Consider the following 23,848-nt stretch of genomic DNA (forward strand, 5'->3'; position numbering starts at 1 on the left):
GGCTAGAAGAAACCGCAGGTCGGAGCGGATGCGTTCGGGACGGGGGCGGTCTCGGCACCCAGGGGCGCGGCGATCTCCAGGCGGGTGCCGTCCGGGTCGTGGAAGAAGATCCCGCCGGAGGCCGCGCCCTCCCGGTGGGCCACCACGCCCTCGTGGGCGAACTCCACCCCGGCGCCGCGCAGCGCCGTCTCGTACTCCCGGACCCGGTCCATCGAGTCGGCCGTGAAGGCCAGGTGGTGCAGTCCGGCCCGGCCGCCGTCGTACCCCTGACGCGCCTGCTGCCAGAGGGTGAGGACGGGGCCTTCGCCGCCGTCGCCCAGGAACGCGTAGCGCCGGTCGTCCTCCTTGCCCTCGGCGAGCAGGGTGAAGCCCAGGACGTCCCGGTAGAAGGCGAGCGAGCGGTCGAGGTCGGTGACGTTCAGGCCGGTGTGGCCGGTGCGCAGAGTCATGGCTCCCCCATCGAGTTTGTAACCGTTGACATCAGAGTAGAGAGTTAGAGGCGGAGGTGCAACCAGTCACGTACTCTTGAGCGGTTAGCCGAGAAGGAGTGCCCGATGCCCGCCGCCCGCGATCCCCGCCCGCTCACCGGTGAGCCCCTCGCCCTCGACCTGATCAACACCCGCTGGAACCGGGAGGGCGTCACCCAGGACCTGCTCGCCGACACCGAGGGGCTCGCGGTGTGGCTCGCGAGCAACGGGCTCGACGGCGCCCACGCGGCCGACGAGGACGTGCTGGACCATGTGCGCCAGGCACGGGAGGCGCTGAAGGCCGCGGTGGACGGGTCACTGGCCGAGGGGGCGCCGCTCGTCGACGCCGTCCTCGCGCACGGGCGCATCCGGGCCCGGCTGACCGAGCGGGGGGCGGCCGAGGAGCCCGAGTTCGCCGACCCGGCCTGGGGTCCGGCCTGGCTGGCTGCCCGGAACTATCTGGAGCTGCTGGCGCAGGCCCCGGACCGGATCCGTGCCTGCGCCCATGAGACGTGCATCCTGCACTTCTTCGACACGTCCAGGAACGGCACCCGCCGCTGGTGTTCGATGGCCGCGTGCGGCAACCGGGCGAAGGCGTCCCGTCATTACGCCCGCTCCAAGGAGAACTGAGCGAATCCCGAACCAGACGGGTCCAATCCGCTCAAACCCCATCGCGGGTTTTCCCCATACATGCATATCGATTCGGTCAACGGGTCCCAAATTCCTGGCCCTTGGGTAAAGCTGTGCCCTCGTCCGGCACTGGATTCTTTACCTACAAGGGATGCCGATGACCCACACCCCCGAGCGCGATCCGATACCCGGCCACAGACGCCTGACCCGCATGGGCCTGGCCGTCGGCGTGGTGGCCGCTCTCTGTGCGACCGGGCCGATACCCCTGGCCCTCGCCGCGGACACACCGTCCGCCACGGCCGCCGACCCCGGCGTCAAGTCCGCCCGGGACAAGCTCGGTTCGGACGACGCGGACCTGCTCGCCGAGGCCAAGGCGGACGGCGACAAGACCGTCACGATGATGGTCGCGACCGCGCCCGGGAAGACCGAGCAGGTCGCCGAGGAGCTGGACGCGGTCAAGGGCGGCTCGGTGGGCCGCACCTACGACAAGCTCGGCTACGTCCGCGCCACCGTCCCGACCGCCAAGGCGGACTCGGCGATCGCGGCCGCCGCGAAGCTGTCCTCGGTGCACGCCATCGACCTGCGCCAGGAGATCGCGCTCGACGACCCGGCGCCGAACGCGGACACCGCCAAGTCGGCGACGGCCACGACGACTTACCGGGGCCCCGGCAAGGACACGCCGGCCGAGAACCCGTACAACCCGTCCTTCGAGACCGGCGCCGTCGACTTCGTCGACGAGCACCCGAAGGCGGACGGCCGGGGCGTCACCATCGGCATCCTCGACTCCGGCGTCGACCTCGGCCACCCGGCGCTGCAGAAGACCACCACCGGCGAGCGCAAGATCGTCGACTGGGTGACCGCGACCGACCCGATCCTGGACAGCGACGCCACCTGGCGGCCCATGGTCACCTCGGTCTCCGGTCCGAGCTTCAGCTACGGCGGCCAGACCTGGACGGCGGCGGCGGGCTCGTACGGGATCAGCACCTTCAAGGAGTCCGCGACCACCGGCGGCGACGAGAAGGGCGACCTCGACCGGGACGGCGACACCACCGACAGCTGGGGCGTCCTGTACGACGCGACGGCCGGCACGGTCACGGTCGACCTGAACAACAACCACGACTTCACCGACGACACGCCGATGAAGCCGTACAAGGACGGCTACCAGATCGGCTACTTCGGTACCGACGACCCGAAGACGGACGTCGTCGAGCGGGTGCCGTTCGTCGTGCAGATCCGCAAGGACGTCCCGATGGACCCCTTCGGCGGGTCCTGGGTCGGCAAGAAGGCCGACTTCGTCAACATCGGCGTCATCGAGTCCGAGCACGGCACCCACGTGGCCGGCATCACCTCCGCCAACGGCCTGTTCGGCGGCGAGATGAACGGCGCGGCTCCCGGCGCGAAGATCGTCTCGTCCCGTGCCTGCACCTGGACCGGCGGCTGCACCAACGTCGCCCTCACCGAGGGCATGATCGACCTGGTGACCAACCGGGGCGTCGACATCGTCAACATGTCGATCGGCGGCCTCCCGGCGCTGAACGACGGCAACAACGCGCGCGCCGAGCTGTACACCCGGCTCATCGACACCTACGGCGTCCAGCTCGTCATCTCCGCGGGCAACTCCGGCCCCGGCGCCAACACCATCGGCGACCCGGGCCTCGCGGACAAGGTGATCTCGGTCGGCGCGGCCATCTCGAAGCAGACCTGGGCGGCCAACTACGGCTCGCAGGTGGAGAAGCGGTACGCGATGATGCCGTTCTCCTCGCGCGGCCCGCGTGAGGACGGCGGCTTCACGCCGACCCTGGTCGCGCCCGGTGCCGCGATCAACACCACCCAGACCTGGCTGCCGGGCTCCCCGGTCGCCGAGTCGGGCTACTCGCTGCCGGCCGGCTACTCGATGCTGCAGGGCACCTCGATGGCGTCCCCGCAGGCCACCGGCGCCTCCGCGCTGCTGCTGTCGGCCGCCAAGCAGAAGGGCATCGACCTGACGCCCGCCACCCTGCGCACGGCGCTGACCTCGACCGCCGACCACATCAAGGGTGTGCAGGCGTACGAGGAGGGCGCGGGCCGCATCAACATCGTGGACGCGTGGGACGCGATCCGCGACGACGCGACCGCCCACGACTACACCGTCAAGGCCCCGGTCGACACCGCGCTCGACCAGGCGCTGAAGACCCCGGGCTTCGGCACCGGCCTGTACGACCGCGAGGGCGGCCTGAAGGCCGGCCAGAAGAAGACGTACGACGTCACCATCACCCGTACCTCCGGCCCGGACAAGGCCGTCTGGCACGAGCTGAACTTCGCGAACAACGCCGGTGACACCTTCCGGATCCTCGGCGACGACGTCGTGCGACTGCCGCTGAACCAGCCGGTGACCGTCAAGGTCCAGGCGGCGCCGCGGTCGGCGGGCATCAAGAGCGCGATCCTGGAGGTCGACGACCCGCGGACCGAGGGGGTCGACAAGCAGATCCTCACCACCGTCGTGGTCTCCGCCCCGGTGAACTACACCTACTCCGCGTCGGGTTCGGTGCAGCGCAACAGCACGCAGTCGTACTTCCTGAACGTGCCCGCGGGCGCCAAGTCCCTCGAGGTCGCGATGAGCGGGCTGACGGACAAGAGCCAGACCCGGTTCATCGCGATCCACCCGTACGGCACTCCGGTCGACAACACCGGCACCCCGTACTGCTACAACAACTACCTCGACGGCAACGGCTGCAAGCCGGACGTCCGCTCCTACGCCGACCCGCAGGCCGGTGTCTGGGAGATCGAGGTCGAGTCGCGCCGTACCTCGCCGCTGCTCGACAACCCGTACAAGCTGGACGTCTCCGTCCTCGGCGCGGCCTTCGACCCGGAGACCGTGACCGTGCCCGAGGCCAAGGTCGGCACCCCGGCCACCGCCTCCTGGAAGGTGACCAACAAGTACGCGGCGCTCGACGGCAAGCTGGTCGGCGGCCCGCTGGGCTCCGCCAAGGCGGCCCGTCCGTCGATCAAGGAGGGCGAGACCCAGACCACCACGGTGGACGTCCCGGCCGGCGCCAAGTCCCTGGACGTGGCCATCGGCAACGTCTCCGACGCGGCCGCCGACCTCGACCTGACCGTGTACGACGCGAGTGGCAAGCAGGTCGCGCAGTCCGCGGACGGCGACTCGGAGGAGGCGGTCTCCGTCCCGTCCCCGGCCGCCGGCACGTACACCATCAAGGTCGTGGGCTACGCGGTCCCGTCCGGTGCGACCGACTACGACTACCGGGACGTGTTCTTCGCCTCCACGCTCGGCACCGTCACGGTCGACGACTCGGCCCCGGTCAAGCTCGGCACGGGTGACTCGGCCACGGTGACCGGCCAGGTCACGGCCGCCGCCGAGGCCCCCGCGGGCCGCGAGTTCTTCGGCCGGCTGCAGCTGGTGAACGCGCGCGGCACGGTCGCGGGCGTCGGCAGCGTGAAGATCGAGAAGGTCACGCCGTAACGCGGCGGGCCTGAGGTGAGGTGAGGGGCGGGTGTCCGAAGGGACACCCGCCCCTCACGGTTTGTCGGTCGGCGCCTCCTCGGACGGGCACGTGGTGTGCCGGGCCTCGGGCAGCGCCTTGGTGATCCACGCCCGGTCGGCGGCCACCCGGCTGTCCCCGACGGCCCACAGGCTCGCGTTGTCCTGACCCTGGCCGACCCCGATCAGCACGTGCTGTCCCGTGCGCGGGGCCGGCTGCGCGCCGCCGTCGAGGAGGAAGCTGACCTCGGCCGGTTTGTGCGCGGGCTTGTAGGACCGGCTCACCTTCAGCACGACCAGGGTCCAGGGGTTCTCGGGCTTCGGCTCCACCTTGGCGACGGTGCCCTCCACGACCAGCCGGTAGCAGGCCAGGGTCAGCGCCGGGTCGGATGGCCGGCCGCCGTCGCCGCTGTACTCCGGGGCGTGGGCGTCGCTCTTCGCGTCGGCGCTGCTGCCGCCCATCGAGTCGTTCGCCCCGGAGTTCGTGATCAGCCGGCCGAGCCCGAAGACCATGCCGAAGGCCGCCGCGCCGACGAGCGTGCCGAGCGCGAGGCGCAGGGCCAGACGCGGGCCGGACGGACGCCCCGGGCGGGCCGGGCGGGCGGGGGCGGCGGGACGCGTGGTGCTGCGGGGGCGCTTCCCGGACGGCGCGCTGCGGGCGGGGCCCGCCGTGGACCCGGTCTCCTCGGCCGCCGGTGCCGCCGGTGCCGCCGTCCGTTCCTCCCCGGTCAGCGCCTCCGCGAGCCAGGTCAGCTGCTCCTTCAGCACTGCCACGTCGGCTTCGGCCGAGGTGTGTTCGCTCAGGTAGGCGGCGTCCTCTCGGGCTTCCTCCGGCAGCGGTTCGCCCGTGATCGCGGCCATGAGCGCGTCCATGCCGGCGTACTCTCGCGCGCCCTCGTGTTCGGCGGTCACGTCACACCACCTCGTCCTCGTGCAGCCTCTCGCGCAGCGCGCGGACCGCCGTGTGCAGCCTGCTCTTGACCGTGCCCTCGGGCACGCCCAGTTCCTCGGCGATCCCGCGCACCGGCAGGTCGGCGAAGAAGCGCAGGATCACCACCTGCCGCTGGGCGTCGGGCAGTTCGTCCAGGCCCTGGGCGACGGCGAGGGAGAGCAGGCTGGTCTCCTCGCCGGAGGGGTGCACGGGCTCGCGCAGCGACGCCAGCCGCTCCCCGAGCCGCTCCTGGCGCCGCTTGGCCCGGTGCCAGTCCATGGCGAGGTTGGAGGCGACCACCGCCGCCCACGCCGACACGTCCCGCGGCGCCTCGCGCCCGCTCGCGGCCCGCTCCAGCAGCCGCAGCCGGACCTGCTGCACCCCGTCCGGCAGGTCCGCCTGCGGCACGCCACCGAGGGCGAGCACCGCCCGCACCCGGCGTTCCTGGGCCGCGTCCAGGGGATCGTCACCGGCCTGGTCGGCACCGGCGTGCGCCCCCTGCTCGCGGCGTGCCCCTCCGCGCAGCACAAGCCACCCCCTCCTGCGTTTGCCCCTACGACGCCGGAGGGGAAGGAAACGTTCGGCCTCTTGCGCAGAGGCGTACGTCACACCGCGCGTGGCCGGGGGCCGGGCGGGCAGGGGCGGGACAGCACAGCTTCCGGTACGCGACCCTCCGCAAGGGAATATCTCCAGCTCAGCAGGGGGTACGGCGGACATCGGGAACCGGCGGCCGGGTGATCGTGTCCCACTACTCGGGCACACATCGCAAAGAATTGGACAGGTGGACCGGGGTCGGCCGCATGATGGAAAAGCCCCGGTCATGCAGAGGCACACAGCAAGAGACACGTAGAGGGAGTCGCCGTGAGGGTCGGAATCGTCGGAGCCACCGGTCAGGTCGGCACGGTCATGCGCAGGATCCTCGTGGAGCGGAACTTCCCGGTCACCGAGCTGCGCCTGTTCGCCTCGGCCCGCTCGGCCGGCACCGTGCTGGACGGCGTGACGGTGGAGGACGCGGCGACCGCCGACTACACCGGCCTCGACATCGTGATCTTCTCCGCGGGCGGCGCGACCTCCAGGGCACTGGCCGAGAAGGTCGCCGCCCAGGGCGCCGTGGTGATCGACAACTCCTCGGCCTGGCGCAAGGACCCCGAGGTCCCGCTGGTGGTCTCCGAGGTGAACCCGCACGCGATCGCCGACCGCCCCAAGGGCATCATCGCCAACCCGAACTGCACCACGATGGCCGCGATGCCGGTGCTGAAGCCGCTGCACGAGGAGGCCGGCCTGGAGGCGCTGGTCGTCGCCACCTACCAGGCGGTGTCCGGTTCGGGTCTCGCGGGCGTGGCGGAGCTGCACGGGCAGGCGCAGAAGGTCGTCGCCGAGGCCGACAAGCTCACCCATGACGGCGAGGCGGTCGACTTCCCCGAGCCGGGTGTCTACAAGCGGCCCATCGCCTTCAACGTGCTCCCGCTGGCGGGCTCGATCGTCGACGACGGCCTGAACGAGACCGACGAGGAGCAGAAGCTGCGCAACGAGTCCCGCAAGATCCTGGAGATCCCGGGTCTGAAGGTCTCCGGCACCTGTGTGCGCGTCCCGGTCTTCTCCGGCCACTCCCTCCAGGTCAACGCCCGCTTCGCCCGCCCGATCCCCCCGGAGCGCGCCACCGAGCTGCTCGCGGGCGCCCCGGGCGTCGTCCTCTCCGACATCCCGACCCCGCTGGAGGCGGCCGGCAAGGACCCGTCGTACGTCGGCCGCATCCGCCGCGACGAGACGGTGGACAACGGCCTGGCCCTGTTCATCTCCAACGACAACCTGCGCAAGGGCGCCGCACTGAACGCGGTGCAGATCGCGGAGCTGGTGGCGGCCGAGCTGTCCGCGAAGTGACACGCATGCTCCGAGTGACGCGAATGCTCTGAAACGGGGCGGTCACCTCCGGGTGGCCGCCCTCCTGTGTCTCCTGCCCATAGGGCTTTCCCTAGGGCTGCGCCGCGCAGCCGCAGGACGTCGCCCTCCGTACAGGTGCCGTGGAAGGATGACCGAACGCACACATAACGAGGAGATGACCGCGTGCCTGGCACAAACCTGACTCGCGAAGAGGCACAGCAGCGGGCCGCGCTGCTCACCGTTGACTCGTACGAGATCGATCTCGACCTCTCCGGCGCGCAGGAGGGCGGTACCTACCGGTCCGTGACCACGGTGCGCTTCGACGTAGCCGAAAACGGCGCCACGTCCTTCATCGACCTGGTCGCGCCGGCGGTCCACGAGGTGACCCTGAACGGCGACACGCTCGACCCCGCCGAGGTCTTCGCGGACTCGCGGATCGGGCTGCCCGGCCTGCTGGAGGGCCGCAACGTCCTCCGGGTCGTCGCCGACTGCGCCTACACCAACACCGGCGAGGGCCTGCACCGCTTCGTCGACCCGGTCGACGAGCAGGCCTACCTCTACACCCAGTTCGAGGTGCCGGACGCCCGCCGGGTCTTCGCCTCGTTCGAGCAGCCCGACCTGAAGGCCACCTTCCAGTTCACGGTGAAGGCACCGACTGGCTGGACGGTCATTTCCAACTCGCCGACGCCCGAGCCCAAGGACGACGTCTGGGCCTTCGAGCCGACGCCGCGCATCTCGTCGTACATCACGGCGCTGATCGTCGGCCCGTACCACTCCGTGCACAGCGTGTACGAGAAGGACGGGCAGAGCGTGCCGCTCGGCATCTACTGCCGTCCCTCGCTCGCCGAGTTCCTGGACTCGGACGCCATCTTCGAGGTCACCCGGCAGGGGTTCGACTGGTTCCAGGAGAAGTTCGACTACGCCTACCCGTTCGCGAAGTACGACCAGCTCTTCGTGCCCGAGTTCAACGCGGGCGCGATGGAGAACGCGGGCGCGGTGACCATCCGTGACCAGTACGTCTTCCGGTCCAAGGTGACCGACGCGGCGTACGAGGTGCGCGCGGAGACGATCCTGCACGAGCTGGCCCACATGTGGTTCGGCGACCTGGTCACCATGGAGTGGTGGAACGACCTGTGGCTGAACGAGTCGTTCGCCACCTACACGTCCATCGCCTGCCAGGCGTACGCCCCCGAGTCCCGGTGGCCGCACTCCTGGACCACCTTCGCCAACTCCATGAAGACGTGGGCGTACCGGCAGGACCAGTTGCCCTCCACACACCCGATCATGGCCGAGATCCGCGACCTGGACGACGTGCTCGTCAACTTCGACGGCATCACGTACGCCAAGGGGGCTTCGGTCCTGAAGCAGCTCGTCGCGTACGTCGGCATGGACGAGTTCTTCAAGGGCGTGCAGGCCTACTTCAAGCGGCACGCGTTCGGCAACACACGCCTGTCCGACCTGCTGGGCGCCCTGGAGGAGACCTCGGGGCGTGACCTGAAGACCTGGTCGAAGAAGTGGCTGGAGACGGCGGGCATCAACGTCCTCCGCCCCGAGATCGCCACGGACGCCGAGGGTGTCATCACCTCCTTCGCCGTCCGCCAGGAGGCCCCGGCCCTGCCCGCCGGCGCCAAGGGCGAGCCGGTGCTGCGCCCGCACCGCATCGCGATCGGCCTCTACGACCTCGACGAGGCGAGCGGCAAGCTGGTGCGCACCGACCGCATCGAGCTGGACGTCGACGGCGAGCTGACCGCCGTACCGCAGCTGGCCGGCAGGCGCCGCCCGGCCGTCATCCTCCTCAACGACGACGACCTGTCGTACGCCAAGGTCCGCCTGGACGAGGAGTCGCTGGCGTTCGTCACCGAGCACCTGGGCGACTTCGACGCCTCGCTGCCGCGCGCCCTGTGCTGGGCGTCGGCCTGGGACATGACGCGAGACGCCGAGCTGGCGACCCGCGACTACCTGTCCCTGGTGCTGTCCGGCATCAGCAAGGAGTCGGACATCGGTGTCGTGCAGTCGCTGCACCGCCAGGTGAAGCTGGCGATCGACCTGTACGCCGACCCCTCGACCCGCGAGGCCCTGCTGACCCGCTGGACCGACGCCACGCTGGCCCACCTGCGGGCCGCCGAGCCGGCCGGCGACCACCAGCTGGCCTGGGCGCGCGCCTTCGCGGCGACCGCCCGGACGCCGGAGCAGCTGGACCTCCTGGAGGGCCTGCTGGACGGCACCCACACGATCGAGGGCCTGGCCGTCGACACCGAGCTGCGCTGGGCGTTCGTGGAGCGGCTCGCTGCGGCCGGCCGCTTCGACGAGGCGGAGATCGCGGGCGAGTACGAGCGGGACAGGACCGCGGCCGGTGAGCGCCACGCGGCCACCGCCCGCGCGGCCCGTCCGACCCCGGAGGCCAAGGCGGAGGCGTGGGCGTCGGTCATCGACTCCGACAAGCTGCCCAACGCCGTGCAGGAGGCCGTGATCAGCGGCTTCGTGCAGACCGACCAGCGTGAGCTGCTCGCGTCGTACACGGACAAGTACTTCGAGGTCGTCAAGGACGTCTGGGACTCCCGTTCGCACGAGATCGCCCAGCAGATCGCGGTCGGCCTGTACCCGTCGGTCCAGGTCTCCGAAGAGACCCTGGCCAAGACGGACACCTGGCTGGCCGCGGCCGAGCCCAGCGCGGCCCTGCGCCGGCTGGTCTCGGAGTCCCGCTCGGGCATCGAGCGGGCGCTGAAGGCCCAGGCGGCGGACGCGGCGGCCGAGTAGCGGCAGTCGTAGCCGTCACCCGTACGGCGCTGAGGGCGCCCCGGTGTGCGAGTGCACCGGGGCGCCCTTTCCCTTTTCCCTCTTCCCTTTGCTCAGCCGCACACCCGGTGGGCGACGTCCAGCATGGTCCGCACATGCAGACCGGTCTGCGCGGACACCGGGATCCACCGCGGCTCGTACGTCTTCTCCAGTTCCCGGCACCACTCGTGCACCAGCTCCGTGAGGGCGCAGGCGGTCCCGAGGGCGGTGCCGGCCAGGGCCCGGCGCAGCATGGCCGCGGCGCGCAGCGGGAGGCGGCGGGCGGCCAGCCCGAGGGTCGCGAAGTGGCCCCGGGAGCCGGAGCGTTCCTCGACGGCCCAGGTGGCGGCGAGCGACGGCGCCACGCCGAGCAGCTCCCGTGCGGCGGTGTCCAGCGGCAGCAGTTCCTCGTCGGGTACGCCGTCCTGCAGCAGCTCAGCGATCTCCCGGGTACGACTCAGCAGCAACTCACCGACCTGTGCGACCTCCCGCTCGGGGTCGGGCGCGGGCCGGGGGTCGCTCACCGCCGGGGCGGCCCAGGCGGGTGCCTCGACCAGGACGGTGAGGGTGCCGTACCGCCGCGGGTACAGCCACGTGCTCTCGGCGACGAATCCGCTCGGATCGCGTTCGCTTCCGGTGCTCTCCTCCGGCAACCGCAGAACACCGGGCGGGTCGCAGTGCCAGTCGGGCCCGTCGCACGGATGGTCGTCCAGCGGAATGCGCAGGAGCCCGGCCGCCTCCCGGAAGGTGCGCGCGGCACCGGACACCCGCCTGGACTGCATCATGAACGCACCGCCGAACTCGATGCCGTGCAGCGTGAACTGGGCCACGGGCCGCAGTTCGTCGAGCATCCGCACGAGCGCCGCCGACTCGGGCAGCGGTTGCCGTCCCGTGCCGGGGGCGGGCGGCGACTCGGGCTGACAGGCGAACGCGGGCCGGTAGAAGTGCCGGTGGCACTCCTCCAGCGAGGGGGCGGGCTCCTCGGGCTGCCAGCCGTGCGCGAGCCGGGCCCCGTCCGGATCGAGACACAGCAGGAAGTGCCAGGTGCAGCCGAGCGTTTCCAGATACTCCGGCCGGTGGGCGAGGAGCCTGGCGAGCCGGAGTGCGGAGGCGCCGCCCACCGGTTCGTTGGCGTGCGCCCCGGCGACGGTGAGGATCTGCCGCTCCCCATGCCCGGCGGACAGCAGCCACAGCGGCCGGCCGGCCCGGCTCTCGCCGACGGCGCGCAGCCACAGCACGCCGGGGGCCGCGCCGACCAGCTCGCGAGCCCGCCGCTCCAGTTCGCCGACACCGGGATAGCCCATGGCAACTCCACTTCCGCCACCGGATGTTGAGCGGTTCCATGGGAGCGTCGGGAGCAGGACCCGTCAAGGGTGACCCGCGATGTCAGGTCACCGTCAGGTCACCCCGGGAACCAGCCGCCGATGACGTTGACCAAGGCGCCGGTCGCGCAGTCCGACGAGGACGGGTGTCACCAGCCCCACGTCCGAATCCCGCCGGTCATGGGCGCGTCCGCGCGCCACGCTGAAGCCATGACCACCTACCTCGCACGCCCCCTGACGCCTCCGGTTCTCAAGGAGCTACGCACCAGCGACGACGCGGGCCGCCCCATGCGCCCCTTCACCGACGCCGAGGGCGATGCGCCCCTGCGCTGCTGCCTCCGTCGCAGCGCACCCGGTGAGCGCATCGCCCTGGTCTCGTACGCACCCCTGCGCCGCTGGGCGGCCGAGACGGGGGCCGAGCCGGGCGCCTACGACGAGCAGGGCCCCGTCTTCATCCACGCCGACGACTGCCCCGGCCCGGCCGACACCGCCCTGCCCTTCACCAACGCCCACCGCACGGTGCGTCGTTACTCCACGGACGGCCGCATCCTGGGCGGCCGCCTGATCGAGGACCCGACCGCCTTCGAGCCGGCGTTCGCGGAGGCGTTCGCGGACCCCGAGGTGGCGCTGGTGCATGTGCGGGCGGTGGAGTTCGGGTGCTTTCTGTATGAGGTGCGGCGCCCTCAATAGGCCGTTGGCGAGCCGCCCCTGTGTTCCGGACGGCCATTTTCGGGTGCGGCCCGCCGCTGTTCCATGGTGGGATGCGCCGCATGAGCAATTCGCTTCTTACGCGTATCGAGCGGTACTACGCCACCGTGCCCCTGCTGTTCGCCGACGCGGAGGAGTTCGGCCCGTTGCGGCTGTTCGTACGGAAGGAGCCGGGAAAGCCGTACTACGGCGGTCCGAGCCACGCTCAACCCACCGCGGAAGGCTCGATCGTCACCGCCGCTGACATCGCCCGGGTGCGCGCCAGGCAGCGCGAACTGGGCGTGCCGGAGTCCTTCGAGTGGCTCGCCGAGGCAGCGCCGACGCTGCGCGCCCGCATCGAGACCGGCGGCCGCCCGGTGGAGGAGCGCCCGCTGATGGCCCTCGCGCCGGATCATCCGGTACCTGAGCAGGCCCTGCCGGACGGTGTGACGATGCGGGTGCTGACGGCCGACGACCCGGCCCTGCCGGCCACTCTCGCCCTGCCCCGCCTGGCGTTCGCCTCGACGGGCACCGCGGTGGGCGCGGCAGGCCGTGCGGAACTGTCGGCGGTGGCAGAAGAACTCACCGCGGACGGCACGGTCGAGACGACCCGCCCCAGCATCCGTGCCGGGCACAAGATCCTCATCGCGGCCCTGGCCCCGGACGGCACCCCACTCGCCGCCGGCCACTATCACCCGGCCGACGGCACCACCGAGATCGGCGGCGTCGGCACCCTGCCCACCGCTCGCCGCCAGGGCCTGGCCGCAGCCGTCACGGCGGCCCTGGCCGGCCACGCCCGCGACCACGGAGTGCGCACCGTCTTCCTCGCCTACGCGGAGGACAGCATCGCCCGTATCTACGCCCGCTTGGGCTTCCGCGCTGCCGGTATCACCCTGCTGATCGCCGACCAACCCGCACGGTCGTGAAGGTGCAGGCCGACCACCTCCGCGTACCGCAGGACGAGTTCACACCCGAGTGACCGCCGACGGACCCGCCGCCGCCTGCAAGGCCTCCAACACCTTGCCCACCGCCGCTCCCCCCTCCGCCCCCTTCCGCACCGCCGCCACCACATGCCGTACCGGACGGTCCGCGCCCAGTTCGCGCATCAGCACGCCCTCGCGGCGGGCCGCGGCCATGCGGGGGACCAGGGCGACGCCCATGCCCGCCTCGACCATGGCCAGGATCGCGGTCCAGCCGGAGGCCGAGTGGCCCTGGTGGGGGCTGAAGCCGGCGGACTCGCAGGCGCGGCGGGTGATGTCGGACCAGGGGCCGCTGCCGCCGAAGATCCACGGTTCGGCGGCGAGGTCGGTGAGGGTCAGCTCCGGGGCGGCGGCCAGGGGGTGGTCCGGGGGGAGGGCGATGTCCAGGGGGTCGGTCAGGAGGGGCAGGCGGGTGAAGCGGGGGTCGGCCGCGCTCGGGGCCTCGGCGGCGAGGGAGAGGGCCAGGTCGACCTCGCCGGCGGACAGGAGGTCGTAGGCCTCGGCTGCCTCCGCCTCCCGGACGCGTACGGTCACTCCGGGGTGTGTCGCCCGGAGGGAACGTACGGCCGGTACGACGAGGGCGGGCACCGCCGTGGAGAAGGCGCCGACCCGCACCTCGCCCGCCTCGCCCTGCGCGTAGGCCGCCAACGCCGCGTCGGTGCGCTCCAGTTGCTCGAAGACGGGCTCGGTGTGCCGCAGCACCAGCCGGGCGGCGTCCGTCAGCCGGACCCGGCGGCCGTGGGCCTCCAGCAGGGGCACACCGAGCTGGGCGGCGAGGTTCGTCAGCTGCTGGGACACCGCGGACGGGGTCATGTGCAAAGCCTTGGCCGTCGCGGTCACGGTGCCCCGCTCACGCAAGGTACGCAGGATCTGCAGTTTCCTCAGGTCCCACTCGGTCATGCGGGCACGCTACAGGGCCGAAAGGGCAGCCGGGCCAAGCGAATCCGCCTAGGCCGAATTGAGTATCCGGGCTCAGGTCCGGGCCGGCCCCGCGCCGCGAGTATCGATGCAGCGGCGCAGCCGAGAGCGCCGGTTCCACACCACTGAGACAGTTACGGAGAACCTGCCATGTCCCGACGTGTCGCCCTGTCCCTGGCCGCCGGCGTCGTCCTCCTCGGAGGCGCCGGAGCCTTCGCCATCGCCCACGCCGAGAACCAGCCCCCCGCCCTGGCGCACAGCGCCGCCCGCTACACCGCGCCCGACGGCCACCAGGACGGATCGTTCACCTTCACCACCGAGGTCACGGCGTCCTCCGGCGTCAAGAGCCTGAAGGTGCTGGCCTGGCCGGCGAACTCCTCCCTCGCCAAGAAGGCGCCGACCGCCAAGGAGATGGCTGCGGCGGAGCCGGCCACCTGCAAGCCCGCCGGCAAGGACACCGTGCGCTGCGTCTACACGACCGAGGTGACCGGCGCCGACGCCGCGTCGTCCCCGCGCGGTCCCTGGCGCGTCGCCGTGCTCGCCACCGCCGAGGACGGCACCACCACCCTGGACACCAAGGCGGCGGGCTTCACCGTCGGCTGAGCCGGGTCGCGTCCGCCGTCCCGAGCAGTGTCGTCGCGCGGCGGTCCGGGCTGCCCGGCGCCGTCACCGACGGGAGCCCGCGCCCAGCATGACACCGCCCAGGATCAGTGCCATGCACAGGAGTTGGGGCAGGCCGGTCCTCTCGCCGAGCAATGCCCAGGAGAGCACGGCCACGCCGATGGGCTGGAGGTAGTAGACGATGCCCGCGCGGGCCGCGCCGATCAGGGCGATGGCCCTGCCCCAGGCGAAGAAGGCGATCGCGGAGGAGGCCACGCCGACGTACAGCAACGGCAGGACGGTTGCGGGCGTGGGCGTGAAGCCGCCCTGTACCGCCACGCTCGCCGTCTGTACGGGCAGCAGCAAGGCTGTGCCGATCAGGAACGTGGTGAATAGGAAGCCGGTGCCGTCCAGTTCGGCGGGCCTGCGGCGGAGCAGCGCGCTGTAGGCGGCGAAGCAACAGGACGCGGCGATCATCCACAGGTCACCGGCGCCGAAGCTCGCACCGCCGCCCATGAGCAGCAGCACGCCCGCGCAGGCGGTCAGCAGTCCGGCGGTCCGCCGCGCTCCGAGCCGTACGCCGCCCAGCCGCTCGAACACCGCCATCAGGACCGGCGAGGCGGCCATGATCATGCCCATGGTGGCGGCCGGGGTGGTCAGACCCGCCTGGTTGACGAGCGTGTTGTAGACGGCGACACCGAGCAGGGAGGCGAGGAGGACGTAGCGGAGGTGGCGTCGGATCAGGTTCCGTTGCCGCCAGGCCTGGCGGGCGCCGAAGGGGGCCACGGCCGCCAGGGCGATCACCCAGCGCCAGAAGGCGTGCTGGATCGGCGGGACGCTGTCGGCCAGTCCGCGGGAGGTGACGAAGCTGCCGGACCAGACGACCGTGGCGAGGGCGGCGAGGGCGAGGCCGAGCACCGGGGCGGCGGCTCTTTGGGGGTGAGTGACAGAGGTGGTGGCTTTCTGGGGGCGAGCGACCGGGGTGGCTGCCTTCCGAGGGTGAGTGACCGGGGTGGTGGCCTTCCGGGGGTGAGCGACCCGGGTGGTGGCCGTGCAGGGGTGAGTGACCGCGGTGGTGGCCTTCCGGGGGTGAGCGACCCGGGTGGTGGCCGTGCAGGGGTGAGTGACAGGGGTGGTGGCGGTCTGGTGCGAGGCCGTGGCCACGGAGGTCCTTTCGGTGGTGGGTGTGCACCTACCGTCGCAACGCCTGACCTGTCAGGTCCATCGAATCTTTTCGAGCGGTCTTTTCAGCAAAGCTGAACGATGGGGGCCGTCCCGCACGTCGTCCCGCACGTCGCCCCGCGCCCAGCTGCCCGGCCAGCGTCGCCCCGAACGCCAGCGCCATGCCGGCCACTTGGAGGGGCGCGAGTGCCTGCCCGAGGGCCGCCCAGCCGACCACGGCGGCGGTCAGCGGGGAGAGCGGGCCGAGGAAGCCGACCTGGGTGGCGTTGAGCCGGCCGATGCCGCGGAACCAGAGCCAGTACGCGAGCGCCGTGTTCGCCAGCGCCAGGTAGAGGTAGCCGCCGGCCGCACGGCCGTCGAGCGCGGGCGGGGCGCCCTCGGCCAGGAAGGCGACCGGCGCGATGAGCAGGCCGCCCGCGGTGAGCTGCCAGCCGGTGAGCACCAGCGGACCGACCCCGTCCGGGCGGCCCCACCGCTTGGTCAGCACCGTCCCGGCGGCCATCGAGGCGGTGGAGGCGACGGCCGCGAGCACCCCGACCACGTCCAGGGCACCGGCCCCCTTGAGTACGACGAGACTCACACCGAACGCCGCGACCACCCCGGCGACCAGCGTGCGCGCGGCCGGCCTCTGCCCCAGGAGCAGCGCCGAGAGGCCCACGACGAACAGCGGTCCGACCGAGCCGACCACGGCGGCCATCCCGCCGGGCAGCCGGTACGCCGACACGAACAGCAGCGGGAAGAAGACGCCGATGTTCAGCGCGCCCAGCGCGGCCGCCTTCGCCCACCAGACGCCGCGCGGCAGCACCCGGGTGAGGGCGAGCAGCAGCAGCCCGGCCGGCAGGGCCCGCATCAGGCCCGTGAACAGGGGGCGGTCCGGCGGCAGGAACTCGGTGGTGACGGCGTAGGTGGTGCCCCAGGAGACCGGGGCGAGGGCGGTGAGCAGGATGGTCATAGTCGCGGGGCGTTTCATGACCGAGTCCCTTCGGATTCGGGAGAGGTGGGTGTTACGCCGTGACGGGCGAGGGAGCCGGGGCGCCGCCTTGGGTCACGGTCACCGGCTGGGGACGTACCGCCTCCGCCGGCAGTCGGCGCTCCACCCGGATCAGCAGGGCGGCGGCCACCGCCGAGGTGAGGACGAGGACGGCCCACGGCGCCCGGCCGTCCAGCGCGAGCAGGGACGTGAACAGGGACGGCGCCACCGCCTTCGCCAGCGACCAGGACATCTGATAGGCCGCCATGTACCGGCCCCGCACCGCCTCGGGCGCCGCCGACACGGCGAGCACCTCGGCCGCCGGGCTGTGGATCAGCTCGCCGAGGGTGTAGACGAGGACCACGGCGACCAGGGCGACGCCCAGGACCGTGCCCGAGCGGGGACGCAGGGTGCCGAGCACCATCTGCGCGGCGAAGGCGGCCGCGAACAGGGCCCCGCCCAGCGCCGCGGCCCGGGTGCGCCGGGCGCCCGCCCGCCGGACCCGCGCGCCGACGAAGACGCCGGCCACCGCGCACAGCACGGTGTTGACGGTGAACGCGGCACCGGTGAACACCGCGGGCCCGTGCAGCCACTCCACGACGAACAGCGGGAAGAGGACGGACAGTGCCGAATAGCTCAGCGCGTTCAGGAAGTTGGCGCCGGTGACGACCAGGAAGGGCCGGTCGGCGAGAACGAGCCGGTATCCGGCGCCGGACCGGCGCGGGAGCGGGGCCGCGGTCCCCTCGGCCGCGCGCACCGGCCTCAGCGGGCGCAGCAGCAGCGCCGCCAGCGCGAAGGAGAGGGCGTTGCCCCAGGCCGCGTAGGTGTAACCGGCGCTGCCCGCGAAGGCGATGACCAGCGTGGCCAGCAGCGAGCCCGCGCCGTTGCCGGCGTTCTGCAGCGCGCGCGTGGACGCCTGCAGCCGGTCCCGCCCGCCCCCGCGCGCCACCTCGCCGATGAGGGACTGCTGCGCGGCGGGGAAGGCACGGTCGGCGGCCGCGGTGACCAGGGCCACGGCCGCGAAGGCGGCGAGGGACTGGGCTAGAGGGAAGAGGGCGAAGCCGACGACCCGGACGCCGTAGAGCAGGTACAGCACGCGCTTCGCGCCGTACCGGTCCACGGCCGTCCCGGCGAGCGGAAGGGCGCCGATGCCCAGGAGGCCGGTGACCGTGAGCACGGCACCCACGACCGTGAAGGACAGCCCGGTGACGTAGTGGAAGAACACCAGCGTGAACGGGATGTACATGCCGGTGCCGACGCCGTTGACCGCGGCGGCGACGGGCAGGGCCCACTCCCCCGGTACGCGTTCGCTCTCCTCGTTCATCCTCTTCACGGCTTGCCTCCCCCTTCGAACTAACTCGATGGAAAGTAGCTTAGCCCTAAGCTACTTTCCGTCAAGCTACTTTCTTGCGGGTGACCGTCCGGACGGCGATACTCGGCCCATGAGCGCAGGCCGGCAGCAGCACAGGGACCCCGTCGACGCGATCATCGACCAGTGGGCGGCGGTGCGGCCCGACCTGGACACGAAGGCGATGGAGGTCTTCGGGCGGATCTACCGCCTCTCCCGCGCCATGGGCGACCGCATGGAGAAGGCCTACGCCCCCTATGGCATCTCGCGCGGCGAGTTCGACGTCCTCGCGACCCTGCGCCGCTCCGGCGAGCCGTTCACCCTCTCCCCGCGCCAGCTCTCGGCAACCCTGATGCTGACGACCGGCGGCATGACCGGCCGCCTCGACAAGCTGGAACGGGCCGGCCTGCTGCGCCGCTCCCCCGACCCCCACGACCGCCGCGGCCTCCAGGTGACACTGACCGAGAAGGGGCTGGACGTCATCGACCAGGCAGTCGGCGCGGGCCTCGCCGTCCAGACCGCGGCCCTGTCCTCCCTCGACACCGAACAGGCCGACCAACTGGCCGGCCTGCTACGGGAGTTGCTCGCGGGGACTCAGGGGACGGAGCACTGACCTCCGGCGTGACTAACCTCCGGCGTCACTAACCTCCGACGTACTCGGCCACGGCCGCCTCGATCCGCCCCGTGTCCGCGGCGTCCGCCGCCCACGCCACGTATCCGTCGGGGCGCACCAGCACCGTCGTACGGCGGTCGCTCGCCCACCGTGCCACGGTGAGCCGCTCCCCACGCCGGCCCTCGTACGGCTCCGGGGTGACCAGGACGAAGCGGCCGCCGCGCAGGGCCTCGTAGAGGCGGCCGCCGTCGGCCAGGGCGACGTCCGGGACGCGGGTTCCGGTGAGGCGGTGCGCGCCACGGGGCGCGGGGTAGCGGTAGCCCACGCCGGCGACCTGGCCGGCGACCTTGCGGCGGGCGGGGCCCACGGTGTTGAGGAACGTGGTGAGCGCGGCGCGGGCCGCCAGCGTCCAGGGGCGTTTGGCCATGGCGAGGCGGACGATGCCACCGCTGCTGCGCAGCACCGCCTTGCCGACCGGGTGGCGCTCGGCCTGGTAGGTGTCGAGCAGCTCCGGGGCCGCGTGGCCGGTGACGACCGCGGCGAGCTTCCAGCTCAGGTTGGCCGCGTCCTGCAGCCCGGTGTTCATGCCCTGGCCGCCGGCCGGGGTGTGCACGTGCGCGGCGTCCCCGGCGAGGAAGACCCGGCCGACCCGGTAGGCGGGCGCCTGGCGCTCGTCGCTGTGGAAACGGGACATCCAGCGGGCGTCGTGCATCCCGAAGTCCCGGCCGAGCGCGAGGCGGGTGATCTCCTTGACCTCGGCCAGGTCCAGCGGCTCCCCGTCGGGGACATTGCGGCCGCGGTGCCAGCCGATCACCCGGTAGTAGCCGTCACCGAAGGGCGCGAGGAAGGCGAAGGCGTCGCCGACGGCGTTGACGGTGAGCAGGGTCGGGGGCTTCTCGGCGAGCCGCACGTCGGCGAGGACGACGGAGCGGATCACCGACTTGCCGGGGAAGGGCAGGCCGATCGCGTCCCGCACGGCGCTGCGCATGCCGTCGGCGCCGACGACGTACGCGGCCCGCAGGTTCTCCGTCCGGCCCTCGGGTCCGCGGGCCTCCACCGTCACGCCGTCCGCGTCCTGGGTGAGGCCGGTCAGCTCGGTCTCGTACCGGAAGTCGACGCCCGCCTCGACCGCGCGCCGCTCCAGCACCTTCTCCACCTCGTACTGCGGGAGGACGAGGAGGTGGTTGAAGCGGGAGGGGAGGGTGTCGAGGTCGATGGTGAGCCGGCCGAAGAGGCGCAGCCGGTCCAGGGACTGGCCGACGGCTTCCAGATCGTCGGCGAGGCCGCGGGCGTCAAGTTGTTCGAGGGTGCGGGCGTGCAGGACGAAGGCGCGGGAGAGGTTGCTGATCTCGTGCGGGCGCTTTTCGAGGACGGTGACCGGGACGCCGGCGGTGGCGAGGTCGCCGGCGAGGAGGAGGCCTGTGGGGCCGGAGCCGACGATGATCACGGGGCCCGGGGTGCTGTCGGTGCGGCTGATGCTGCTGTTGTTGATGCCGGTCATGATGACCTCCTGTTGCCAACGCTTGTTTGCCAACGCTCGTTGACGAGATTAGCTACGCCCCCCGAGAAGTGTCAACGCTTGTTGGCCTACGAATGTTGGCCTACGATCGTTGGCATGAATGGCAGTGACAGCAGCAGCACAGATTCCGGTTCCGGCGCCCGCCGCCGCTCCGACGCCACCCGCACCGCGATCCTCACCGCCGCCCGCGAGCGCTTCGCCGCCGACGGCTACGAGCGGGCCACCATCCGCGCCATCGCCAAGGACGCAGCGATCGACCCGTCGATGGTGATGCGGTACTTCGGCAACAAGGACGGCCTGTTCGCCGCGGCCGTCGCGCTCGACCTGCGGCTGCCGGACCTGACCCGGGTACCGCCGGACGAGGCCGGCCGGGCCCTCGTGACCCACTTCCTCAGCCTGTGGGAGGAGAACGAGGAGCTGACGGCCGTACTCCGGGTCGGCGCCACCAACCAGGCCGGGGCCGAGCGCATGCAGGGCATCTTCCGGGACCAGGTGCTGCCGGTGGCCCTCCACGTGTGCCCCGACCCAGAGCAGGTGCCCACGCGGGCCGCGCTGTGCGCCTCACAGCTGCTCGGGCTGGCCCTCACCCGCTACGTACTGCGCCTGCCGCCCACCGTGGCGCTCCGTCCCGAGGAGATCGTGGCGTGGCTCGGGCCCACGGTGCAGCGCTATCTGACGGCGCCCAACCCCTGAGCCGGCCTCGGGCCGAACAAGCCTCGCGAAACAGGCGCTGGGCCGAACAAGCCCCGCGCAACAGGCCCGGCCCGGAAAAGCACCGAGGGCGCCGACCCCACCGCACACATGCGGCAGGACGGCGCCCTCGGCAGAGATCAGGTTCGCCCTCAGGCCTTCGCCTTGCCGGGCTTGGTCACGCGCGTCTTGGACTTGTCCAGGACCATCACCAGGCCGGTGATGACCGCGAACAGTGCCACCGGAAGCAGCACGTACAGGCCCAGCGTCGCGCCGACGCTCAGGCCCGTGCCGGGGTCGTCACCGTCGTCGCGGGTCAGCGCGAGCGCGGGGGACGACATGAGCAGCATCATCAGCGTCGTACCGGCGGCCAGGGCGCCGGCGCGCAGGGCGTTCTTCTTGTCCACGCTCTCAAGTTAGCGAACGCCCAGGAAGGCCGCGCGTCCGGGGTGCCCTATGCAGGCCCGCCCTCCCTCAGAGCCGCCAGCAGTGCCCGCAGCCGGGGCGAGGCCGTCAGGTCCTCCAGGGGCACCGGCCTGCCCTCCGCGTCGGCGATCGGCAGGCGCCAGTTCGGGTACTGGTCCCACGTACCCGGCAGGTTCTGCGGGCGGCGGTCGCCGACACCGTCCGGGAGCCAGACGCCGATCAGGCGGGCCGGGGTGCGCAGCAGGAAGCGGTACACGCCCTGGATCTCCGCCTCCTCGTCGGATCCCGGGGGCCCGGCGGCCGGGCAGTCGAGCAGGCCCAGGCTGCCCAGCAGGGCGAGCCACTCCGCGGTGTCCGCGGTCGCCTCCGCGCGCTCCTCGGCGGCGGGGCGGGTCAGCAGGCCGAGGCTGTCGCGCAGGTCGACATGGTCGCCGGTGAGCCGGGCGGCGGTGGGCGGCAGGTCGTGGGTGGTGGCGGTGGCCAGGCAGTCGGCGCGCCAGCGCTCCGGCGGCAGCGGGCGGCTGTCGCCCTCCCAGTCCCGCTCGAACCACAGCACGGAGGTGCCGAGCACCCCGCGCCGCTGCAGCGTCTCGCGCACGCCGGGCTCCACGGTGCCCAGGTCCTCGCCGATCACCACGGATCCGGCGCGGGAGGCCTCCAGGAGGAGCAGGGCGAGCATGGCGTCGGTGTCGTAACGGACGTAGGTGCCCTCGGTGGGCGGGCAGCCCCGGGGCACCCACCAGAGCCGGAACAGGCCCATCACGTGGTCGATGCGCAGGGCGCCGGCACAGCGGAAGAGGGCGCGCAGGAGGTGGCGGTAGGGGGCGTGGCCGGAGGCGGCGAGGCGGTCGGGGCGCCACGGCGGCAGACCCCAGTCCTGGCCGCGGGCGTTGAACGCGTCGGGCGGGGCGCCGACCGACATGCCGGCGGCGAAGTGGTCCTGCTGGGCCCAGGCGTCTGCGCCGCCGGGGTGCACGCCCACGGCGAGGTCGTGGACGATACCGACGGGCATACCAGCGTCCCGGGCGGCACGCTGGGCGGCGCGGAGCCGGCCGTCGGTGAGCCAGGCGAGCCGGGCGTGGAAGTCGACCCGGTCGGCCAGTTCGGCGCGGGCGCGGGCGGTCTCGGCGGAGCGTGGGTCGCGCAGGGGCTCCGGCCAGCCGTGCCAGTCGGGGCCGTGGGTCTCGGCGAGGGCGCACCAGGTGGCGTGGTCCTCCAGCGCCTGCCCCTCCTCGGCGCGGAAGGCGTCGTACGCCGCCTGCCGTCCTGGTCCGAGCGGAACCCGGACGACCAGCTCCAGGGCCTGCCGCTTCAGCTCCCACACCGCGTCCCGGTCGATGAGGGCACCCTTGTCGAGGACGTCGGCGCGCAGCCGCTCGGCACGCTCCAGCAGTGCGCGGACGCGGCCCTGGTCCTCGATGTGCGCGAACTCGGGGATCTCCTCGATCCGCAGGTGCACGGGGTCGGGGAAGCGGCGCGAGGACGGCCGGTACGGGGACGGGTCGGTCGGGGTCCCGGGTACGGCCGCGTGCAGCGGGTTGACCTGCACGAACCCGGCTCCGGCGGTGCGCCCGGCCCAGCCGGCCAGTTCGGCGAGGTCACCGAGGTCGCCCATGCCCCAGGAGCGCCGGGAGAGCAGTGAGTACAGCTGCACGAGGAGGCCGTAGGAGCGGGTGGCGGGGGCGGGCAGCCGGTCGGGGGCGACGATGAGGTGGGCGTGTCCGGTGCGCCCGTCGGGTGCGGTGGCGCTCACCCGGTGCACACCCGTGGGCAGCCCCTCGATCCCGTCCCGCTCCTCCCCCTGCTCGGTCTCGACGCGCAGCCGGGTGCCGGGCGGCAGCGCGGCGAAGGCGGCGGGCGGCTCCTGGGCACCGGTCCACTGGACCACGGTGGGCGGCAGCAGCCGCGCGCGCAGCTCGCGCTCCCGTTCGGCGAGTGCGGTGCGGACGGCGTCGGGGGTGCTCGCGTCGACGCCGAGGGCGGCCAGGGCGGCGACCACGGCGGAGGCGGAGACCGCGACCGTACGGTCCGGGGCGGGGCTGTAGGAGGTGGCGACCCCGTGCAGCCCGGCGAGCCGGGACAGCTCCTCGTCCTCGCGCGCCGCGGTCATCTACAACCCCGCGCCGAAGAAGTCCGGGACGGGGTCGGACTCGCTGGTCAGCGGGGCGGCGTCGGCGAGCGGTGGCTCGCTGGTGAGGGGCTCGGCGTCGGGCAGCGGCGGCTCGCTGGTCAGCGGCGCCTCGGCGCTCGCGCTCTCCGCGCTGAATACGCTGAGTACGCCGCCGGACGCCTCGTGGGTCTCGGCGGACGGCTCCGCCGTGGGTTTCCACTGGGTAGGGATCGAGAGATGAGCCGGTGCGGCCACGGGGGTCTCCTTGTCGAGCACGGCATGAGGTGGACACCGCAGCCCTACCCAGCGGGCGCGAAGACA

At 72.5% G+C, this 23,848-nt stretch carries 21 protein-coding genes; 9 read left to right on the forward strand and 12 right to left on the reverse strand.

Annotated features, from left to right (window positions below):
- Positions 1-2: 2 nt before the first annotated feature.
- Positions 3-449: a VOC family protein gene (locus ACFYZZ_RS13275; protein WP_389174768.1), complete on the reverse strand. Its 447-nt coding sequence runs from the start codon at positions 447-449 to the stop codon at positions 3-5.
- A 105-nt stretch (positions 450-554) separates the two neighbouring features.
- Between ACFYZZ_RS13275 and ACFYZZ_RS13280 the strand changes: the two genes are divergently transcribed.
- Both ACFYZZ_RS13280 and ACFYZZ_RS13285 read left to right on the forward strand, forming a co-directional pair.
- Positions 555-1,097, forward strand: coding sequence for a CGNR zinc finger domain-containing protein (locus tag ACFYZZ_RS13280; RefSeq protein WP_389174770.1), 543 nt, complete (start codon positions 555-557; stop codon positions 1,095-1,097).
- Between the two features lie 157 nt (positions 1,098-1,254).
- Complete coding sequence (locus ACFYZZ_RS13285; protein WP_389174773.1) at positions 1,255-4,557, forward strand: S8 family serine peptidase; 3,303 nt, start codon at positions 1,255-1,257, stop codon at positions 4,555-4,557.
- Positions 4,558-4,611: 54 nt separating this feature from the next.
- On the opposite strand, the gene ACFYZZ_RS13290 is transcribed toward ACFYZZ_RS13285, so the two are convergent.
- Together ACFYZZ_RS13290 and ACFYZZ_RS13295 are read right to left on the reverse strand one after the other, a co-directional pair.
- Positions 4,612-5,487 carry a hypothetical protein gene (locus ACFYZZ_RS13290; protein WP_389174776.1) on the reverse strand — a complete coding sequence of 292 codons (876 nt, stop codon included), beginning with the start codon at positions 5,485-5,487 and terminating at the stop codon, positions 4,612-4,614.
- 1 nt (position 5,488) lies between these two features.
- Positions 5,489-6,034 carry a sigma-70 family RNA polymerase sigma factor gene (locus ACFYZZ_RS13295; protein ID WP_389174779.1) on the reverse strand — a complete coding sequence of 182 codons (546 nt, stop codon included), beginning with the start codon at positions 6,032-6,034 and terminating at the stop codon, positions 5,489-5,491.
- 333 nt (positions 6,035-6,367) lie between these two features.
- Between ACFYZZ_RS13295 and ACFYZZ_RS13300 the strand changes: the two genes are divergently transcribed.
- Complete coding sequence (locus tag ACFYZZ_RS13300) at positions 6,368-7,387, forward strand: aspartate-semialdehyde dehydrogenase (protein ID WP_389174782.1); 1,020 nt, start codon at positions 6,368-6,370, stop codon at positions 7,385-7,387.
- 183 nt (positions 7,388-7,570) lie between these two features.
- Entirely contained in the window at positions 7,571-10,144 is a 2,574-nt protein-coding gene (gene pepN / locus ACFYZZ_RS13305; protein ID WP_389174785.1) for an aminopeptidase N, read from the forward strand.
- Between the two features lie 92 nt (positions 10,145-10,236).
- On the opposite strand, the gene ACFYZZ_RS13310 is transcribed toward pepN, so the two are convergent.
- Positions 10,237-11,466: a M14 family zinc carboxypeptidase gene (locus ACFYZZ_RS13310; RefSeq protein WP_389174789.1), complete on the reverse strand. Its 1,230-nt coding sequence runs from the start codon at positions 11,464-11,466 to the stop codon at positions 10,237-10,239.
- Between the two features lie 228 nt (positions 11,467-11,694).
- Between ACFYZZ_RS13310 and ACFYZZ_RS13315 the strand changes: the two genes are divergently transcribed.
- Positions 11,695-12,174, forward strand: a complete 480-nt coding sequence (locus ACFYZZ_RS13315) for a DUF1203 domain-containing protein (RefSeq protein WP_389174791.1) — start codon at positions 11,695-11,697, stop codon at positions 12,172-12,174.
- A 71-nt stretch (positions 12,175-12,245) separates the two neighbouring features.
- Positions 12,246-13,097: a GNAT family N-acetyltransferase gene (locus ACFYZZ_RS13320; RefSeq protein ID WP_389174793.1), complete on the forward strand. Its 852-nt coding sequence runs from the start codon at positions 12,246-12,248 to the stop codon at positions 13,095-13,097.
- 39 nt (positions 13,098-13,136) lie between these two features.
- Here the strand turns inward: ACFYZZ_RS13320 and ACFYZZ_RS13325 are convergent, their stop codons facing one another.
- A complete protein-coding gene (locus ACFYZZ_RS13325; RefSeq protein ID WP_389174796.1) occupies positions 13,137-14,051 on the reverse strand; it encodes a LysR family transcriptional regulator in 915 nt (304 codons plus the stop codon).
- A gap of 168 nt (positions 14,052-14,219) precedes the next feature.
- On the opposite strand from ACFYZZ_RS13325, the gene ACFYZZ_RS13330 reads away from it, so the two are divergent.
- Entirely contained in the window at positions 14,220-14,672 is a 453-nt protein-coding gene (locus tag ACFYZZ_RS13330) for a DUF5707 domain-containing protein (protein ID WP_389174799.1), read from the forward strand.
- Positions 14,673-14,735: 63 nt separating this feature from the next.
- On the opposite strand, the gene ACFYZZ_RS13335 is transcribed toward ACFYZZ_RS13330, so the two are convergent.
- The 3 genes from ACFYZZ_RS13335 to ACFYZZ_RS13345 all read right to left on the reverse strand — a co-directional run bounded on the left by ACFYZZ_RS13335 (position 14,736) and on the right by ACFYZZ_RS13345 (position 18,145).
- A complete protein-coding gene (locus tag ACFYZZ_RS13335) occupies positions 14,736-15,587 on the reverse strand; it encodes a DMT family transporter (RefSeq protein ID WP_389174802.1) in 852 nt (283 codons plus the stop codon).
- A 274-nt stretch (positions 15,588-15,861) separates the two neighbouring features.
- Positions 15,862-16,821, reverse strand: a complete 960-nt coding sequence (locus ACFYZZ_RS13340; protein ID WP_389174805.1) for an EamA family transporter — start codon at positions 16,819-16,821, stop codon at positions 15,862-15,864.
- Positions 16,822-16,855: 34 nt separating this feature from the next.
- Positions 16,856-18,145, reverse strand: coding sequence for an MFS transporter (locus tag ACFYZZ_RS13345; protein WP_389175749.1), 1,290 nt, complete (start codon positions 18,143-18,145; stop codon positions 16,856-16,858).
- 118 nt (positions 18,146-18,263) lie between these two features.
- Between ACFYZZ_RS13345 and ACFYZZ_RS13350 the strand changes: the two genes are divergently transcribed.
- Complete coding sequence (locus tag ACFYZZ_RS13350; protein WP_389174808.1) at positions 18,264-18,782, forward strand: MarR family winged helix-turn-helix transcriptional regulator; 519 nt, start codon at positions 18,264-18,266, stop codon at positions 18,780-18,782.
- 28 nt (positions 18,783-18,810) lie between these two features.
- On the opposite strand, the gene ACFYZZ_RS13355 is transcribed toward ACFYZZ_RS13350, so the two are convergent.
- The gene (locus ACFYZZ_RS13355) at positions 18,811-20,283 is read right to left on the reverse strand and encodes an FAD-dependent monooxygenase (RefSeq protein ID WP_389174811.1); all 1,473 of its coding nucleotides are present in this window, start codon (positions 20,281-20,283) and stop codon (positions 18,811-18,813) included.
- A 114-nt stretch (positions 20,284-20,397) separates the two neighbouring features.
- On the opposite strand from ACFYZZ_RS13355, the gene ACFYZZ_RS13360 reads away from it, so the two are divergent.
- Positions 20,398-20,994 (forward strand): TetR family transcriptional regulator, encoded by a 597-nt coding sequence (locus ACFYZZ_RS13360; protein ID WP_389174813.1) that lies wholly within the window; start codon positions 20,398-20,400, stop codon positions 20,992-20,994.
- A 149-nt stretch (positions 20,995-21,143) separates the two neighbouring features.
- Here ACFYZZ_RS13360 and ACFYZZ_RS13365 read toward each other — a convergent pair whose 3' ends face one another.
- The 3 genes from ACFYZZ_RS13365 to ACFYZZ_RS13375 are packed head-to-tail and all read right to left on the reverse strand — an operon-like array spanning position 21,144 to position 23,782.
- Positions 21,144-21,398: a hypothetical protein gene (locus ACFYZZ_RS13365; RefSeq protein ID WP_386571671.1), complete on the reverse strand. Its 255-nt coding sequence runs from the start codon at positions 21,396-21,398 to the stop codon at positions 21,144-21,146.
- Between the two features lie 47 nt (positions 21,399-21,445).
- The gene (malQ, locus tag ACFYZZ_RS13370) at positions 21,446-23,527 is read right to left on the reverse strand and encodes a 4-alpha-glucanotransferase (RefSeq protein WP_389174816.1); all 2,082 of its coding nucleotides are present in this window, start codon (positions 23,525-23,527) and stop codon (positions 21,446-21,448) included.
- Positions 23,528-23,782 (reverse strand): hypothetical protein, encoded by a 255-nt coding sequence (locus ACFYZZ_RS13375; RefSeq protein ID WP_389174818.1) that lies wholly within the window; start codon positions 23,780-23,782, stop codon positions 23,528-23,530.
- Positions 23,783-23,848 lie beyond the last annotated feature (66 nt).

It is taken from the genome of Streptomyces sp. NPDC001816 (genome assembly GCF_042892235.1).
Lineage (GTDB): Bacteria > Actinomycetota > Actinomycetes > Streptomycetales > Streptomycetaceae > Streptomyces.